12 protein-coding genes are annotated in these 17543 nt (G+C 67.4%); 4 read left to right on the top strand and 8 right to left on the bottom strand.

Annotated elements, in window-relative coordinates:
- Positions 1 to 134 precede the first annotated feature (134 nt).
- Positions 135 to 1256, top strand: a complete 1122-nt coding sequence (locus VIF40_RS00375; protein ID WP_331935529.1) for a Glu/Leu/Phe/Val dehydrogenase — start codon at positions 135 to 137, stop codon at positions 1254 to 1256.
- On the opposite strand, the gene VIF40_RS00380 is transcribed toward VIF40_RS00375, so the two are convergent.
- The 8 genes from VIF40_RS00380 to putA all read right to left on the bottom strand — a co-directional run bounded on the left by VIF40_RS00380 (position 1253) and on the right by putA (position 13197).
- On the bottom strand, positions 1253 to 2452 hold the full coding sequence (locus tag VIF40_RS00380; RefSeq protein WP_331935530.1) for an acetyl-CoA C-acyltransferase: 1200 nt from the start codon (positions 2450 to 2452) through the stop codon (positions 1253 to 1255). The genes VIF40_RS00375 and VIF40_RS00380 overlap by 4 nt on opposite strands.
- Positions 2449 to 3498 (bottom strand): enoyl-CoA hydratase/isomerase family protein, encoded by a 1050-nt coding sequence (locus tag VIF40_RS00385; RefSeq protein WP_331935531.1) that lies wholly within the window; start codon positions 3496 to 3498, stop codon positions 2449 to 2451. The genes VIF40_RS00380 and VIF40_RS00385 overlap by 4 nt, the downstream gene beginning before the upstream one ends.
- Positions 3495 to 4415, bottom strand: a complete 921-nt coding sequence (locus VIF40_RS00390; RefSeq protein WP_331935532.1) for a hydroxymethylglutaryl-CoA lyase — start codon at positions 4413 to 4415, stop codon at positions 3495 to 3497. Before VIF40_RS00390 ends, VIF40_RS00385 begins: the two co-directional genes overlap by 4 nt.
- The gene (locus VIF40_RS00395; protein ID WP_331935533.1) at positions 4412 to 6400 is read right to left on the bottom strand and encodes an acetyl/propionyl/methylcrotonyl-CoA carboxylase subunit alpha; all 1989 of its coding nucleotides are present in this window, start codon (positions 6398 to 6400) and stop codon (positions 4412 to 4414) included. Before VIF40_RS00395 ends, VIF40_RS00390 begins: the two co-directional genes overlap by 4 nt.
- On the bottom strand, positions 6390 to 7196 hold the full coding sequence (locus VIF40_RS00400) for an enoyl-CoA hydratase-related protein (RefSeq protein ID WP_331935534.1): 807 nt from the start codon (positions 7194 to 7196) through the stop codon (positions 6390 to 6392). Before VIF40_RS00400 ends, VIF40_RS00395 begins: the two co-directional genes overlap by 11 nt.
- A 7-nt stretch (positions 7197 to 7203) precedes the next feature.
- Positions 7204 to 8811 (bottom strand): carboxyl transferase domain-containing protein, encoded by a 1608-nt coding sequence (locus VIF40_RS00405; protein ID WP_331935535.1) that lies wholly within the window; start codon positions 8809 to 8811, stop codon positions 7204 to 7206.
- 39 nt (positions 8812 to 8850) lie between these two features.
- Positions 8851 to 10020 carry an isovaleryl-CoA dehydrogenase gene (locus VIF40_RS00410; RefSeq protein ID WP_331935536.1) on the bottom strand — a complete coding sequence of 390 codons (1170 nt, stop codon included), beginning with the start codon at positions 10018 to 10020 and terminating at the stop codon, positions 8851 to 8853.
- 102 nt (positions 10021 to 10122) lie between these two features.
- Positions 10123 to 13197, bottom strand: coding sequence for a bifunctional proline dehydrogenase/L-glutamate gamma-semialdehyde dehydrogenase PutA (gene putA / locus VIF40_RS00415; protein ID WP_331935537.1), 3075 nt, complete (start codon positions 13195 to 13197; stop codon positions 10123 to 10125).
- A 312-nt stretch (positions 13198 to 13509) separates the two neighbouring features.
- On the opposite strand from putA, the gene otsB reads away from it, so the two are divergent.
- Genes otsB through otsA form a run of 3 tightly spaced genes read left to right on the top strand, consistent with a single transcriptional unit; the run spans position 13510 to position 17455 of the window.
- Positions 13510 to 14259: a trehalose-phosphatase gene (otsB, locus tag VIF40_RS00420; RefSeq protein ID WP_331935538.1), complete on the top strand. Its 750-nt coding sequence runs from the start codon at positions 13510 to 13512 to the stop codon at positions 14257 to 14259.
- Positions 14256 to 16070 carry a glycoside hydrolase family 15 protein gene (locus VIF40_RS00425; protein ID WP_331935539.1) on the top strand — a complete coding sequence of 605 codons (1815 nt, stop codon included), beginning with the start codon at positions 14256 to 14258 and terminating at the stop codon, positions 16068 to 16070. The genes otsB and VIF40_RS00425 overlap by 4 nt, the downstream gene beginning before the upstream one ends.
- The gene (otsA, locus tag VIF40_RS00430) at positions 16067 to 17455 is read left to right on the top strand and encodes an alpha,alpha-trehalose-phosphate synthase (UDP-forming) (RefSeq protein WP_331935540.1); all 1389 of its coding nucleotides are present in this window, start codon (positions 16067 to 16069) and stop codon (positions 17453 to 17455) included. The genes VIF40_RS00425 and otsA overlap by 4 nt, the downstream gene beginning before the upstream one ends.
- Positions 17456 to 17543: the final 88 nt, after the last annotated feature.

Raw genomic sequence — 17543 nt, forward strand, 5'->3', positions numbered from 1 at the left:
TCGTCAGAGTGAGGTAAGGCGCCGCATCGCGCTTTTCATCGCCTCGGGGGATTTTTTTGGCGTCGAGGGATTTTTTTTCTACGAGACGCCGCCCACGCTTGAATGCGCGCGCCGTCGCGCCCAGTTCCTGATGCATGTCCGCGGCGTTCAAATCCGACGCTTTCCCCTTCGTCGACGAATTCGGCCCGGCGAAGATCGTCTATGTGAGCACGCCGGGCGTCGGACTCGAGGCGATCGTCGTCATCGACAATGTCGCCGCCGGCCCCGCCATAGGCGGCGTGCGCATGGCGCCCGACGTCAGCGTCGAAGAATGCTTCCGCCTCGCCCGCGCCATGACGCTGAAGAACGCCGCCTGCGGCCTGCGCCACGGCGGCGGCAAATCCGTCATCTTCGGCGATCCGTTCATGCCGCCGCAGGAGAAGGAGCAGCTCATTCGCGCCTTCGCCAAAGCGATCGAGCCCTTGACCGATTACATCCCCGGCCCGGACATGGGCACGAATGAGACATGCATGGCCTATGTGCATGACGAGATCGGCCGCGCCGTCGGACTGCCGGCCGAGATCGGCGGCATACCGCTCGACGAGATCGGCGCCACAGGCTTCGGCGTCGCCATTGCGGCCGAGGCCGCCGCGCCTTTCGCCGGATTGACGCTCGACGGCGCGCGCGTCGTCGTCGAGGGCTTCGGCGCGGTGGGCCGCCATGCGGCGCGATTTCTGGCGCGCAAAGGCGCGATCCTCGTCGGCGCCTCGGACAGCCGCGGCGCGATCTACGACGCCGCCGGCCTCGACATAGACGCGCTGGCGCAGACGCGTCGAGACGGCCGCAGCGTCGCGAGCCATGGCCGCGGAGCAGCGCTGGCGCCCGACGCGCTGCTGTCCGCCGCTTGCGACATCTTCATTCCCGCCGCGCGGCCGGACGTGCTGCGCGCCGATAATGTGGGCCGGCTGCAATGCAGGCTCGTGGTGCAAGGCGCCAATATTCCGGCGACGGCCGAGGCCGAACGAATGATGTTCGAGCGCGGCATCGTCAGCGCGCCGGATTTCATCGCCAACGCCGGCGGCGTCATCTGCGCCTCCGTGGAATACGCCGGCGGCGACGAGAAAGCCGCCTTCGCGGCGATCGAAGAGAAGATTTCCCGCAATATGCAGGAGATCATCGCGCGCGCCGTCGCCCAACGCCTGTCGCTGCGCGACGCGGCCACGGCTCTGGTGCAGGAGCGGCTGCGCAAGATGATGGCGACGCAGCGCTGGCGCTAGCTCACGATCTCGATCGCCAACGCCGTCGCCTCGCCGCCGCCGATGCAGAGCGCGGCGACGCCGCGGCGCAGCCCATATTTGCGCAGCGCCGCCAGCAGCGTCACGACGATGCGCGCGCCCGAGGCGCCGATCGGATGGCCGAGCGCGCAGGCGCCGCCATGCACATTCACCTTGTCGCGCGGTAGATCGAGCTCGCGCATCGCCGCCAGGACGACGACGGCGAAGGCCTCGTTGATCTCGAAGAGATCGACGCTCGCGAGCGGCCAGCCGACGCGCTCCGCGAGCTTGCGCATCGCCGAGATGGGCGCCGTCGGAAACAGATTGGGCGGCCCGGCATGCGTCGCATGGGCGCGAATGACCGCCAGCGGCGCCAGCCCTGCGCGCTCGGCGCGGCCACGCCGCATCAGCACCAGCGCGGCGGCGCCGTCGGAGATGGCGCTGGAATTGGCCGCCGTCACCGTGCCGCCTTCGCGAAACGCCGGCTTCAATTTGCCGATCGCATCGATCGTCGCCTTCGCCGGCAATTCGTCGCGCGCGATCGTCGCTCTCGCTTTGCGGTCCTGCGTCTCGACAGGGGTGATTTCCCAATCGAACGCGCCCTCACGCGCCGCCTGCTGCGCGCGCAGCAGCGACGCCATCGCATAATCATCCTGCATCTGACGCGTGAATTGATGGGTCGTCGCGCAATCCTCGGCGAAATCGCCCATCAGCCGGCCCTTGTCATAGGCGTCCTCGAGCCCGTCGAGAAACATGTGATCGACGAGCGTCTGATGGCCCATGCGATAGCCATCGCGCGCGCGCTCGAGCAGATAGGGCGCCTTGCTCATGCTCTCCATGCCCCCGGCGACGATGGCGTGCGCGCTGCCGGCGAGCAATTGATCATTCGCGAGCTGAATCGCCTTCATGCCGGAGCCGCACATTTTGTTGATCGTCACGCAGCCGGCCGCCTCCGGCAGGCCCGCGGCGAGCGACGCCTGCCGCGCCGGCGCCTGGCCTTGACCGGCAGAGAGCACGCAGCCCATCAGCACATCGTCGATCTGATCGGTGGGAGCGTCGGCGCGCGCGACCGCCGCGCGAATCGCGGCCGCGCCGAGCCGCGGCGCCGCGACGCTCTTCAGCTCGCCGAGCAGGCCGCCGATCGGCGTGCGAGCGGCGCCGATGATGACGACCGGATCGAAGGGTTCTGACGCATTCATGTCCAGGCCCGAAACTCGAGCTTCGGCTCCGCGCCGCCGTCGAGCAGCGCCTTCACCGAAGCGTCGTCCACCTCCGCGAGCGTCGCCGGCGACCAATGCGGCGCACGGTCCTTGTCGATGACGGCGGCGCGAATGCCCTCGTAGAGATCATGCGTCGCGAGCAGATTGCAAGCGGTGCGAAACTCCTGGCGCAGACAGGCCTGGAGATTGTCCGCCTCGGCCGCGCGACGCAGCAGCTGCAGCGTGAGCTTCAGGCTCGTCGGCGAGCGCGCGCCGATCGTCGCCGCCGCCTCGCGCGCGAAATCCGAACCGTCCGCCTCGAGCGCGGCGATGACGCGTTCGACGCTCGAATGCGCCATCACCCGGCGCAGCAAGGATTCGTGACGCGACAAAGCGCCGAAGCCCGTCGATTTCGCGAAGCGCGCGAGCAGCCCCCTCACCTCCGCCGCATCGTCGATGTCGCGCAGCAGCGCGAGCAGCTCGGCAAGCGATGCGGAGTCGACGAGAACATCGGCGAGGCCCGCGAAGATCGCGTCATGCGGCCCGACCACCGCGCCGGAGAGCGCCATATAGCGGCCGACGCCGCCATTGCGCGTGAGCAGAAACGAGCCTCCGACATCGGGAATGAAGCCGATGCCGGTCTCCGGCATGGCGAGGCGCGTGCGCTCCGTCACGATGCGAAAATTGCCATGCGCGGACAGGCCGACGCCGCCGCCCATGACGATCCCGTCCATCACGACGACATAGGGTTTCGGAAAGCCGGCGATGCGCGCGTTCAATTCATATTCTTCACGCCAGAAGGTCTCGTAGAGCGCGCGATCCCCGCCGCGCAGCTCATAGAGCGCGCGTATGTCGCCGCCGGCGCAAAAGCCGCGCGCCCCCTCCCCCGTCACGACCACGGCGACGATCTGCCGGTCGGCGCCGAAGCAATCGAGCGCGCGCGCGAAGTCGCGGATCATCTCGAGCGTGAGGCTGTTCAGCGCTTTTGGACGATCGAGCGCGATGGAGCCGACAGCGCGCGTGCGGGAAACGAGAATCTCGCTCATGCGCCAGGGACCCTCCTGCGCTGGGCGAGCAGCGCGCGCGCCGCGCGGCTCCGGCTCTCGCGTCCGAGCCGTTCGCAGATGAAAACGCCGGCGTCGATCAGCGCGGCGAGATCGACGCCGGTCTCGATTCCCGAATGCTCCAACATATAGACGACATCCTCCGTCGCGACATTGCCGCCGGCCCCCGGCGCGAAAGGACAACCGCCGAGGCCGGCGACCGAAGCGTCGACGACGCCGACGCCCATTTCGAGCGTCGCGAATATATTGGCCAGCGCCTGACCATAAGTGTCGTGAAAATGCACCGCGATCTGCGCCACCGGAACATCGCGCCCGACCGCCTCGACGAGCCTGCGGGCCTGCAAGGGCGCGCCGACGCCGATGGTATCGCCGAGCGAAATCTCGCCGCAGCCGAGCGCGGCGAGATCGCGCGCGAGATCGGCGACGGCGCGCGGCGCGACCTCTCCTTCGAACGGGCAGCCGAGCGCGCAGGACACATAGCCGCGCACATCGAGACCTGCGCCGACCGCCGCCTCGACGAGCGGGGCGTAGCGCGCGAGGCTCTCGGCGATCGAGCAGCCGATATTTTCTTTCGAAAACGTCTCCGTCGCCGCAGCGAAGACGGCGACGCCGCGCAAGCCGCCGGCGAGCGCGTCCTCGAGCCCGCGCCGATTGGGAATCAACGCGGACAAATGAACATGCGGCGGCGGCCGCAACCGCGCCAGCACGGCTTTCGTGTCGGCCATTTGCGGCACGCGCTTCGCCGAGACGAAGCTTCCCGCCTCTATGTCGCGGAGCCCCGCCGCCGCGAGCTTCTCGATCAGCGCCGCCTTGATCTCCACGGGGAGCAGGACGCTTTCGTTCTGCAAGCCGTCGCGCGGACCGACCTCGACGATGCGCACGCGCTGCGGAATGCTCATGCCGCCTCTCCCTCCGCGAAGACGATCAGCCGCTCGCCTTGCTTCACCATATCGCCGACCGCCCGACGAATCTCCGATATGCGTCCGTCGCGCGGCGCCGACAATGCGATCTCCATCTTCATCGCCTCGAGCATGACGAGCGGCGCGCCTTTCTTTACGCTCTCGCCGACGCTCGCGAAAAGCCCGGTGACGCGCGCCGGCAGCGGCGCCGCGAGCGCTGCGTCTCCTTCGCTTCGCGCATGCGGCGGCGCGAGCGGATCGACGAGCGCGAGCGCGTGGTTTCGTCCGTCGACAATGATGACGAAGCCTCCCTTGCGCGCGACGAACGAGAGCTTTCGCTCGACGCCGTCGATGCGCAAGCTCATGCGGCGCGCGCGCGTCTCGAATTCGACGTGATGCAGCGCCGTCGCCCTCTCCAAACGAAACGCGCCTTTCGGCAGAGGCGCGAGCGCGAGGCAAATGACGCGATCGCCGAGGCGTAGGCAGAGCTTTTGCCGCGCCGCGCCATTGAGGCGCCATGCGTCGCTCGCATCCCACGGCGTCCCGTCCGCGCATTCGGCGCGCAGGCTGGCGAGCCAGGCCGCAGCGCCCGCCGCGAGAATGATCGTCTCATGCGCTTCGTCCGGCGCATCGCTCCCGGCGAGGATCAAATCGAGATGACGCGGCAGAAATCGCGTATCGATCCGCTCCGCCCCATAGGATTCGCTCTCGAGAATGGCGCGCAGCAAGAGCAGATTGGTTTCGACGCCGACAATCTCGCACTCACGCAAGGCGGCGGCCAGGCGCGCGCGCGCGGCGTCGCAATCCTCGCCATGCGCGACGATCTTGGCGAGCAGAGGATCATAGAATGGCGTGACCGCATCGCCCTCGCGCACGCCGGTCTCGACGCGAAGCGACCGACTCTCCGGCGGCACGCGCCAATGGTCGAGCCGTCCGACGGAGGGCAGAAAGTCGCGCGCCGGCGCCTCCGCATAGAGCCGCGCTTCGATCGCATGTCCATGCGATGCGATCTCCTCCTGCTTCGCGGGCAATGGTTCATCGGCGGCGACGCGCAATTGCCATTCGACGAGATCGCGTCCAGCGACCATTTCCGTGATCGGATGCTCCACCTGCAGCCGCGTGTTCATCTCGAGAAAATAAAAAGTCTCGCCGGTGACGAGAAATTCGACCGTCCCCGCGCCGAGATAAGAGACCGTGCGGCCCGCGACGAGCGCCGCCTCGCGCAGCGCGCGCCGCAACGCCGCCGACAATCCCGGCGCCGGCGTCTCCTCGACGACCTTCTGATGTCGACGCTGGATCGAGCAGTCGCGCTCGGGGAAAGCGACGAGACCGCCATGCGCATCGCCGAAGATTTGCACCTCGATGTGACGCGGATCGTCGAGCGCCTTTTCGATCAGCAGCGATTCGTCGCCGAAAGCGGACGCCGCCTCGCGTCGCGCGCTGTCGATTGCGCCGCGCAATTCATTCGGCGTCGCGACGAGGCGCATGCCTTTTCCACCGCCGCCCGCCGAGGCTTTGACGAGAACGGGAAAGCCGATGCGCGTCGCCGCCTCGACGAGACTGTCCGCATCCTGCGCGCCGTGAAAGCCCGGCACGATCGGAACCCCTGCGCGCTCCATCGCGGCGCGCGCCTCCGCTTTCGATCCCATCAGGCGCATGGCCTGCGGCGTCGGCCCGATGAAGACGAGGCCGGCCTCCGCGCAGCGCTCGGCGAAGAGCGCGTTCTCCGACAGAAAGCCATAGCCCGGATGCACGGCCTCGACGCCCGCCCGCCGCGCAATGGCGATGAGCTTGTCGATCGAGAGATAGCTTTCCCGCGCCGGCGCCGCGCCCAGCGGATAGGCTTCATCGGCGAGCGCGACATGACGCGCGCGCGCGTCGACATCCGAATAGACGGCGACGACGACGACGCCCATGCGCTTCGCCGTCGCGATCACGCGGCAGGCGATCTCGCCGCGATTGGCGATGAGAATCTTACGAAACATCGTCGCCGTTCCGATCTCGTCGCCAGGACGGCGGGCGCTTCTCGAGGAAGGCGGCGAGGCCTTCCTTTCCTTCCGCGGAGGCGCGCCGCGCGGCGATGCGCTTCGCCGTCTCTCGCATGAGCGACTCGTCGATCGGATGATCGGCGAAGATCGCGGTCGAAGCCTTGGCCTCCGCCTGCGCTCCGGGCGCGCCGGCGAGCAGCGCCTCCACCATGCGCGCGACTCGGACGTCGAGCTCTTCGGCGAGCGCGATCTCGTGAACGAGGCCGAGCTCGCGCGCATGAGCGACGGAAATAACTTCCGCGGTGAGGAAATAGCGGCGCGCCTGACGCGCGCCGATCGCGCGCTGGACATAGGGGCCGATGATCGAAGGCGTGAGGCCGATCTTCACCTCGCTGAGGCAGAAGCTCGCCGTATCGGCGGCGAGAACGATATCGCAGCAGGCGACGAGCCCGACGCCGCCGCCATAGGCCGCGCCATGCACGCGCGCGATCGTCGGCTTGGGCAGAGTGTCGAGCGCGCGCATCAATTCGGCGAGCAGGAGAGCGTCGCGCTCATTGGCCTCGGGCGTCTCGGCCGCGACGCGCCTCATCCAGTCGATGTCGCCGCCGGCGCAAAAGGCCGCGCCGGCGCCGGCGAGCACGAGCAGACGCGTCTGCGCATCGCTCGCGGCGTGACGCAGCGCATCGGTGAGCTCGCTCACCATCGCCTGATCGAGCGCATTGCGTCGTTCCGGCCGCGAGAGAACGAGAGTCGCGACCCCGCGGGAATCGAGCGATGATGCGATGAATGACATGAGCGCCTCACATGCGGAACAGGCCGAAGCGCGTCGCTTCGAGAGGCGCGTTGGAGGCCGCGGCGAGCGAGAGCGCAAGCACGCGGCGCGTGTCCGCCGGATCGATGACGCCATCGTCCCAAAGACGCGCGCTCGCATAATAGGGATTGCCCTGCCGCTCATATTGCTCGCGTATTTGCGCTCGATAAGCGTCATGCTGCGCCTCGGTCCAGCTGCGCTCCTTTGCGATATAGCTCTCGCCGCGCACATGCGCGAGAACCTCCGCCGCCTGCTCCCCGCCCATGACGGAGATGCGCGCATTGGGCCAGCTCCACAGAAAGCGCGGACCATAGGCGCGGCCGCACATCGCATAATTGCCGGCGCCGAAGCTGCCGCCGACGATGACGGTGAATTTCGGCACGGCGGCGGTCGCCACCGCCGTCACCATTTTCGCGCCGTCCTTGGCGATGCCGCGCGCCTCATAGTCGCGGCCGACCATGAAGCCGGTGACGTTCTGCAAGAACAGCAGCGGAATGTCGCGCTGCGCGCAGAGCTCGATGAAATGCGCGCCTTTGAGCGCGCTCTCGCCGAACAACACCCCATTATTGGCGAGCACGCCGACGCGATAGCCGCAGATATGCGCGAAGCCGGTGACGAGCGTCTCGCCATAGCGCTGCTTGAATTCGTCGAACTCGCTGGCGTCGACGAGCCGCGCGACGAGCTCGCGCGCGTCATATTGCCGGCGCCGATCGGCCGGGACCAATCCATAAATCTCCATCGCCTCGTAGAGCGGCTCGCGCGACTCGCGACGCTGCAATGATGGACGCGGCGGCGCGCCGAGATCGGCGACGATCGCGCGCGCAATGCCGAGCGCATGCGCGTCGGTTTCCGCATAATGATCGGCGACGCCCGAACGGCGCGTATGCACGTCGGCGCCGCCGAGCTCTTCCGCCGTCACCACCTCGCCGGTCGCGGCGCGCACGAGCGGCGGTCCAGCGAGAAATATCGTGCCGGTGTCGCGCACGATGATCGACTCGTCCGACATCGCCGGCACATAGGCGCCGCCCGCGGTGCAGGAGCCCATGACGACGGCGATCTGCGCTATGCCCGCCGCGGACATGCGCGCTTGATTATAGAAGATGCGGCCGAAGTGGTCGCGATCCGGAAACACCTCGTCCTGGCGCGGCAGATTGGCGCCGCCGGAATCGACGAGATAGAGGCAGGGAAGGCAGTTGTGCGCGGCGATCTCCTGCGCGCGCAGATGCTTCTTCACGGTGAGCGGAAAATAGGCGCCGCCCTTCACCGTCGCATCATTGGCGACGATCATGCAGGCGCGGCCGTGAATGCGTCCGACGCCGGCGACCACGCCGGCGCATGGCGCCTCATCGTCGTATATTTCGAAAGCCGCGAATTGGCCGATCTCCAGGAAAGGCGACATCGGATCGACGAGCGCGTCGATGCGCTCGCGCGCCGTCATCTTGCCGCGCGCGATATGCTTCCCGCGCGCCACGGCGCCGCCGCCCTCGGTGACCCGCGCCGCCTTGGCGCGCAGATCGGCGACCAGCCCGCGCATCGCCAGCGCATTGGCCGCAAATTCGGCGGAGCTCAGATCCAATCGCGTCTCTAGAACCGGCATTGTCAATTCTCTCGTCGCGGCGAAGACCGCCGCGCGCCATCACGCAGTCTCGCTATAGAGCTCGCGGCCGATCAGCATGCGACGAATTTCGCTGGTGCCGGCGCCGATCTCATAGAGCTTGGCGTCGCGCAGCAGCCGGCCGGTGGGATAATCATTGATATAGCCATTGCCGCCGAGGCATTGGATGGCCTCCAGCGCCATGCGCGTCGCGCTCTCGGCGGCGAAGAGAATGGCGCCGGCGGCGTCCTTGCGCGTCGTGCGGCCGCGATCGCAGGCGCGCGCGACGGCATAGACATAGGCGCGCGCGGCGTTCAGCGTCGTATACATGTCGGCGAGCTTGGCCTGCATGATCTGGAACTCGCCGATCGGATGGCCGAACTGCTTGCGGTCATGCACATAGGGCACGACGATATCCATGCAGGCGCGCATGATGCCGATCGGTCCGGCGGCGAGCACGGCGCGCTCGTAATCGAGACCGCTCATCAGCACATTGACGCCGCGCTCGGGCAGGCCCAGCACATTTTCTTCCGGCACTTCGCAATCGGCAAACAGCAATTCGCATGTGTTGGAGCCGCGCATCCCGAGCTTGTCGAGCTTTTGCGCGCGCGCGAATCCCTTGAACGCCTTCTCGACGATGAACGCCGTTATGCCATGCGCGCCGGCGCCGGGGTCGGTCTTGCCGTAGACGATGACGACATCGGCGTCGGGGCCGTTGGTCACCCACATTTTGTGGCCGTTCAGCACATAGCGATCGCCCCGCTTTTCGGCGCGCATCGACATGTTCACCACATCCGAGCCGGCGTCCGGCTCGGACATGGCCAGCGCGCCGATAGCCTCGCCGGTAACGAGCTTGGGCAGATAGCGCCGCTTCTGCTCGCGCGTTCCGTTGCGACGCAGCTGATTCACGCAGAGATTGGAATGGGCGCCATAGGAGAGGCCGACGGAAGCGGAAGCGCGGCTCAGCTCCTCCATGATGACGACATGCTCGAGATAGCCGAGGCCGACGCCGCCATAATCTTCCTCGACGGTGACGCCGAGCAGGCCGAGCGCGCCCATCTCGAGCCAGAGATCGGCGGGGAACTCGTTGTCGCGATCGATCGTCGCGGCGCGCGGCGCGATCTCGCGCGCCGCGAAAGCCTCGACGTGGTCACGCAACATGTCGGCGGTTTCGCCGAGCGCGAAATCGAGCGAAGGAATCCAGTGACGCATCGGTCCCGAGCCTCCGGACGCGATAAGGGCCTATATTTGGCCGCCGCCGTCCTTTTCAAGACCGAGAGCGCGGGCGAGACCTCATTTGGCCGCGCGCTGTGGTCACTCCTTCATGGCCAGAAGATGCGCGTCGCCGCCGAAGGAGGCGGTGTTGATCGTCACCGTCTCCTCGCGCAGGAAGCGGCGCAAATAATCCGGCCCGCCGGCCTTCGGCCCCGTGCCGCTCATGCGCGATCCGCCGAAAGGCTGGCTGCCCACCACTGCGCCGATCATATTGCGATTGACATAGAGATTGCCGGCCGGCGTCATCTCGGCGAGCGCCCGTATGCGCGCCTCTATGCGCGTATGCAGACCCATTGTGAGGCCAAATCCATTCGCCGCTATTTCTTCGACGAGCCTTAAAAAATCCTTGTCGTCGCCGGCGCGCCAGCGCGCGACATGGAGGACCGGGCCGAATATCTCCTCGCGCAGATCGCCGGCGCGATCGAGCCGGATGATATGTGGCGCGACGAAGCGGCCGCGCTGCGGGGCCGCGCCGGCATAGAGCACGCGACCCTCCGCACGCCGAAGCGCGAGATATTCCTCCAGCCGCGCTTGCGCCGCGTGGTCGATCACGGGACCGACTTGGGTGGCGAGCGCGCGCGGATCGCCGACGCGCAGCTCTTGCGCGGCGCCGATCAGCATGGCCAGCGCGGTCTCGGCGATATCCTCTTGCAGGCAGAGCAGCCGCAGCGCCGAGCAGCGCTGGCCGGCGGAGCGAAAGGCCGAGACGAGGACGTCGTCGACGACCTGCTCGAGCAGCGCCGTCGAGTCGACGATCATGGCGTTGACGCCGCCGGTCTCGGCGACGAGCGGAACGATCGGCCCATCGGACGCCGCGAGCGCGCGATGAACGGATTGCGCAGCCGCGGTCGAGCCGGTGAAGACGACGCCGGCGACCTGCGGATGCGCGACGAGCGCGGCGCCGATCGCGCCATCGCCGGGAACATATTGCAGAGCCTCGCGCGGCACGCCGGCCTCGAGCAGAAGCGCGACGGCCTCCTGCGCGATGAGCGGCGTCTGCTCGGCCGGCTTGGCCACAGCAGCGTTGCCGGCGACGAGCGCCGCCGCGATCTGGCCGAGAAAAATCGCCAGCGGAAAATTCCAAGGCGAGATGCAGACGAACACGCCGCGCCCACGCCGGCGCAGGCGATTGGCCTCTCCCGTCGGGCCGGACAGCGTCTCCTCCGCGCAGAGCAGCCGCGCCTGCCCCGCATAATAGCGGCAGAGATCGGCGGCCTCGCGCAGCTCCGCCAGCGCGTCGTCGAGCGTCTTGCCGCCCTCCTCCTGCAGCAGCGCGATAAGCCGACCGCGCCGCGCCTCGACGAGATCGGCCGCGCGCTCGATAATCGTCGCGCGCGTTTCGAACGGCGTCGCCTCCCATGCCGGAAAGGCGCGCGACGCCGCCGCCATCGCGGCGCGCGCCGCATCCGCATCGGCCTCTGTCACAGAACCTACGCGAGAATCGTCGATCGGCGAGCGCAATTCGCGCGGCGCGACGCCGCTGTGTCCGGCGGACGGCGTCGCCGCCGCGATGGGCGCAGGCGCGGCGTCGCGCTCCGCGAGCAATGCGGCGATGGCTTCGCGGTCGCCGAATTCGACGCCTCTGGAATTGGCGCGGAGCGGACGATAGAGATCGGCCGGCGACGGCAGCCGCGTATGCCGCGCGCGCGAGGCCTCGCCGATGATCGCGCATGGCGGCGCGAGCAATTCGCTTTCCGGCGTCGCGACGTCGGCGGCGCGCGCGACGAAGGAGGAATTGGCGCCATTCTCGATGAGCCGTCGCACCAGATAGGCGAGCAGATCGCGATGCGGGCCGACCGGCGCATAGACGCGGCAGCGCGCGCCTGTCTCCTCGGCGAGCAGCGCCTCGAATAATTCCTCGCCCATTCCATGCAGACGCTGGAACTCGTAGGCCGAGGCGTCGCCGGCGCGCGCGACGATCGTCGCCACGGTCAGCGCATTATGCGTCGCGAATTGCGGGAAGATGCGCGGCGCCGCGAGCAGACGATCGGCGCAGGCGATGTAATTCAAATCCGTCATCGCCTTGCGCGTGAACACCGGATAATCGGCGAGCCCGCGCTCCTGCGCGCGCTTGATCTCCGTGTCCCAATAGGCGCCTTTGACGAGGCGGACCATGAAGCGCCGACCATGCGCCTCGGCGAGCGCCGCGACATGATCGATCACCGCGGCGGCGCGCTTCTGATAGGCCTGAATGGCGAGACCAAAGCCATCCCAGCCGGCGAGCGAAGGATCGGCGACGACCGCGTCGATGACATCGAGCGACAGCTCGAGGCGATCGGCCTCCTCGGCGTCGACAGTGAAGACCAGATCGTGACGCTTGGCGAGGCGTGCGAGCGCGAGCAGGCGCGGCGCGAGCTCGCGCAGCACGCGCTCGCGCGACAAAGGCTCGAAGCGCGGATGCAGCGCTGAGAGCTTGACGGAGACGCCCGGCCGCTCGGGCAGCGCGCGCGATCCGGCCTTTGCGCCTATGGCCGCGATCGATGCGGCGTAGGCCGCGAAATAGCGCTCGGCGTCCGCGCCGCTGCGCGCGCCCTCGCCCAGCATATCGAAGGAATAGCGCCAGCGGCGCGCGTCATCCGCGGAGGCGCGCGAGAGCGCTTCGTCGATGGTTTCGCCGAGCACGAAATGACCGCCCATCAGCTTCATCGCCTGCCGCGCGGCGCCGCGCAACGCCGGCATGCCGAGCCGCCGCGCCGCTTGCGCGACGAGCCCGCGCGGCGTCTCCTCCGCAGCGAAAATCTTCGTCGACAATCCGAGCGCGAAGGCCGTCGCCTGCACCAGCAGCGCATCGGAGGCGGGCGCGTGACGATCGAAGGCGCCGAGGGCGAGCTTGTCGACGATGAGCAGATCGAGCGTCGAATCGTCGGGAACGCGCAAGAGCGATTCGGCGAGCGCCATCAGCGCCAGCCCCTCGCGCGTCGACAATGAATATTCCTGCAGCAGCCGCTCGACATGTCCCATGCCCTTCGGCGCGCGCACGGCCGCGAGCAGGCGCCGCGCGAGCGGCTCGACGCGCGCGCTCCGCTCCGCATCGAAGGGCGCCGACAAGAGCTGCGCCGCGATCTCCTCGTCGGCGGGGGCGTAAGGCGCGTGAAACGGGGCCGGTCCCGGCATCGGATTCATCCTGAGCGATGGCGTCGTCCGGCCTGAACCATGGCGTCGGCCGGCTGCGCTCGAGACGACAGTGACGCGAGCGTCGCCGTTACGATGTCCGACATCGTCATTGAAAACGAGCGAGTCGTCCATAGTTGTTTCACAAGCGAAGGCGGGAACACGGGGATTTACACGGGGATCGCGGACACGAGGGGGTCGCGGACACGAGAATCGCGACCTGCGCGAGCCGGCGCGAGCGTCGGCGTTCCGACCGTCCGACACGAGCAATGCGGATCGCAGCGCAAGATGCCGCCAGAGGGAGACGCTCGAATAATGCTGCCCAATGTCGACGATATCGGCCGCTTCGCGCTGTTCCTCGATCTCGACGGCACGGTCGCGGAAATCGCCGAGCGGCCGGACGCTGTGCAGGTCGATGCGGCGACGATCACGCTTCTCGACGCTTTGCGGCGCGCCGCCGGCGACGCTCTCGCCGTCGTCTCTGGCCGCGATATAACGGTGATCGACGCGCTGCTGAGCCCGCTCACGCTGCCGGTGGCGGGCGTGCATGGATTGCAGCGCCGCGACGCCGCCGGCCGCATGCATCGCTCGGCGGAAGCCTCCGCCGATCTCGGCTCCGTCATTCGCGCGATCGAGGCGGAGGTCGGTCGCGAGCCCGGCGTCATCATCGAGCACAAGACCGGCGCCGTCGCGCTGCACTATCGGCTTCGGCCAGAGCTCGAGGCGAAATGCCGGTCCATCGCCGAACGCGCGGCGCGCGAGCGGCCCGATCTCGAGATTCTACCGGGAAAAATGGTCTTCGAGATTCGCCTGCAAGGCGGCGACAAGGGCGACGTCATCGAGGCGTTCTCGAAGGAAGCGCCGTTCCGCGGGCGCAGGCCGATTTTCGCCGGCGACGATGTGACGGATGAGGTCGCCTTCGCCGCCGTCAATGCGCTCGGCGGCCTTTCCATCAAGGTGGGGAGAAACGCCACTCTGGCGCGCTACCGGGCCGCGGATCGGCGCGAATTGCATCAATGGCTCGCCGAGCTCGCGCGCGCCTCGCAAACGGAGCGCGCGCGATGAGCGACGCGCAGCAGAACGAACGCAAGGTCAGCGGCCTCGACCTCGGCGTCGTCGGCAATTGCGCATTCGCCGCGTTGATCGATCGCGACGCGACCGTCGTCTGGTGCTGCCTGCCGCGCTTCGACGGCGATCCCGTGTTCCACAGCCTGCTCGGCTCGCCGCCGGACATGGAGGACGGCGGCTTCTTCGCGATCGACCTCGAGGATCGCGTGCATAGCGAGCAGGATTATTGCGGCAACACCGCTGTCCTCGAGACTGTCCTGCACGGCAAGCAGGGATCGGTGCGCGTCACCGATTTCGCGCCGCGCTTCTTCTGGCGCGACCGGCTCTATCATCCGAACATGCTGATCCGCCGGTTGACGCCGGTCTCCGGCACGCCGCGCATCCGCATTCGCCTGCGGCCGCGCTACGACTATGGCGCCGCCGTTCCGAGCATGACCTTCGGCTCGCATCACATTCGCTTTGTCGGCCCGCACACGATTCTGCGCCTGACCACCAATGCGCCGCTCGACTATGTGCGCGAGGAGACGCTGTTCAATCTGAGCAGCCCGGTCGATCTCGTCCTCGGCCCGGATGAGACGCTGCACGAGGGCATAGCGCATACGGCGCGCAATTTCGAGGAGCGCACGCGCGACTATTGGCGTCGCTGGGTGCATCGGCTGGACATTCCCTTCGAATGGCAGAGCGCGGTGATCCGCGCGGCGATCACGCTGAAGCTCTGCACCTATGAAGGGACCGGCGCCATTGTCGCGGCGCTGACCACGAGCATTCCCGAGGCGCCGGACACGCAGCGCAATTGGGACTATCGCTATTGCTGGGTGCGCGACGCCTATTTCGTCGTGCGCGCGCTCAATCGCATGGCGGCCATGCGCAAGATGGAGAATTATTTCGATTGGCTGATGAATGTCGTGGCCTCCGCGGCGGGCTCGCATATTCAGCCGGTCTATGGGCTCGGCCTCGAATCCGAGCTCACCGAGCGCATCATTCCCAATCTGCCCGGCTATCGCGGCATGGGGCCGGTGCGCGTCGGCAATCAGGCCTATCAGCACTTCCAGCATGACTCCTACGGCAATGTCATTCTCGGCGTCGCCCAGGCCTTTCTCGACCGGCGCCTGCTGTCGCCGCCGACGCGCATGGATTTCCTGCGGCTCGAGGATATGGGCCGGCAGGCGCTCGCCTGCTACGACAAGCCGGACGCCGGAATGTGGGAGCTGCGCTCGCGCGCGCGCGTGCATACGACATCGAGCCTCATGTGCTGGGCGGCGGCCGATCGCCTCGCCCGCATCGCCGACTACATCGGCGAGCCGGAACGCGCCCGCGACTGGCGCGTCGAGGCCGAGCGCATCAAGCAGGTGATACTCGAGAGGGCCTGGTCGCAAAAGCGCCAGGCCTTCGTCGAATCGCTCGACGGCGAGCATCTCGACGCCGGCGTGCTGCTGATGATCGAGGTCGGCTTCATCGACGCCAATGATCCGCGCATGGTCGCGACGCTGGAGCGCATCGAATCCACGCTCGGCCGCGGCGCGCATATGATGCGCTACGAGGCCGCCGATGATTTCGGCGAGCCGACCACCGCCTTCACCACCTGCTCCTTCTGGCGCATCGACGCGCTCGCCCGCATGGGCCGGCGCGAGGAGGCGCGCGAGTATTTCGAGGCGCTGCTCGCCCAGCGCAATCGACTCGGCATGATGTCCGAGGACATCGACGTCAAAACCGGGGAATCCTGGGGAAACTATCCGCAGACCTATTCCATGGTCGGCATCATCAACTGCGCGATGAGGCTGTCGCGTTCTTGGGAGAAAGCCATATGAAACGCCTCGTCGTCGTCTCCAACCGCGTCGCCGACCCCGGCTGCAGCCAAGCCGCCGGCGGCCTCGCGGTGTGCATTCTCGACGCTCTGCGCAAGCGCGGCGGCATGTGGTTCGGCTGGAACGGCGAGATCGTGGCCGACGACGCCGAGATCGACGTTTCCTGCGTCAAATTCGACGAGCTGACGCTCGCGACGATGCCGCTCAGCGAGCGCGACTATCGCGATTATTATCTCGGCTTCGCCAATGCGGCGCTGTGGCCCGTGCATCATTACAGGCTCGATCTCGCGCGCTTCGCGCAGGAGGCGATCGACGGCTATCGCCGCGTCAATGATCGCTTCGCCCAAAAGCTCGCGCCCATGCTGAATGGCAATGATCTCGTCTGGGTGCATGATTATCATTTCATCCCTCTCGGCGCCGCTCTGCGCGAGCGCGGCGTCTCCAATCGCATCGGGTTTTTTCTGCACATTCCGTTTCCGCCGCCCGACGTGCTCGTCGCCATGCCGGAGCATGAATGGCTGATGCGGGCGCTCGTCGATTATGATCTCGTCGGCTTCCAGACGAAGACCGATCAGGCGAATTTCCTGCGCTTCATGTGCGACTTCATGCAGGGCGAGATGCTGACTCCCGATCTCGTGCGCGTCGGCGGCAAGACGGTGACGGCCTCGGTGTTTCCGGTCGGCATAGACGTCGACGCATTCGCCGCCATGGCCGAGAGCCCGAGCGCCGCCAAGCGCATCCAGCGTCTGCATCGCGCCGGCGAGCCGCGCATAAATGTCATCGGAGTCGATCGGCTCGACTACACCAAGGGGCTGCCGGATCGGCTGCGCTCCTTCAAGCGTCTGCTCGAGATCTATCCGCAGAATTGCAAGGCGGTGACGCTGATGCAGATCGCGCCGCCGACGCGCGAGGATGTGCAGGCCTATGCCGACATTCGCCACGAGCTGGAGGCGCTCTCTGGCGAGATCAACGGCCAGTTCGGCGATTTCGACTGGACGCCGGTGCGCTATCTGCATCGGCGCGTCGATCGCGACACGCTCGCCGCGCTCTATCGCGGCAGCCAGGTGGGGCTGGTGACGCCGCTGCGCGACGGCATGAATCTCGTCGCCAAGGAATATGTCGTCGCGCAGGACGCCGAGAACCCCGGCGTGCTGGTGCTGTCGCGCTTCGCCGGCGCGGCGGAGGAGCTGCAAGAGGCGTTGATCGTCAATCCATATGACGCCGACGAGGTCGCCAATGCGATGCAAAAGGCGATCGTGATGCCGCTGGCCGAGCGCAAGGAGCGCCATGCGGCGCTGCTCGCGCGCGTGCGCAAGCATGATTCCTTCAATTGGATGGACGGATATTTGCGCGCGCTCAGCGCTTGCCGCATGCCGCTCGCAGCGTGAGGAGGCATGCTTCCTTCTCCCACTCGTGGGAGAAGGTGGCCCCGCGAAGCGGGGTCGGATGAGGGTCCGCGCCGCCGATGCTGTCGCT

This window comes from Methylosinus sp., from assembly GCF_036560965.1.
GTDB lineage: Bacteria > Pseudomonadota > Alphaproteobacteria > Rhizobiales > Beijerinckiaceae > Methylosinus.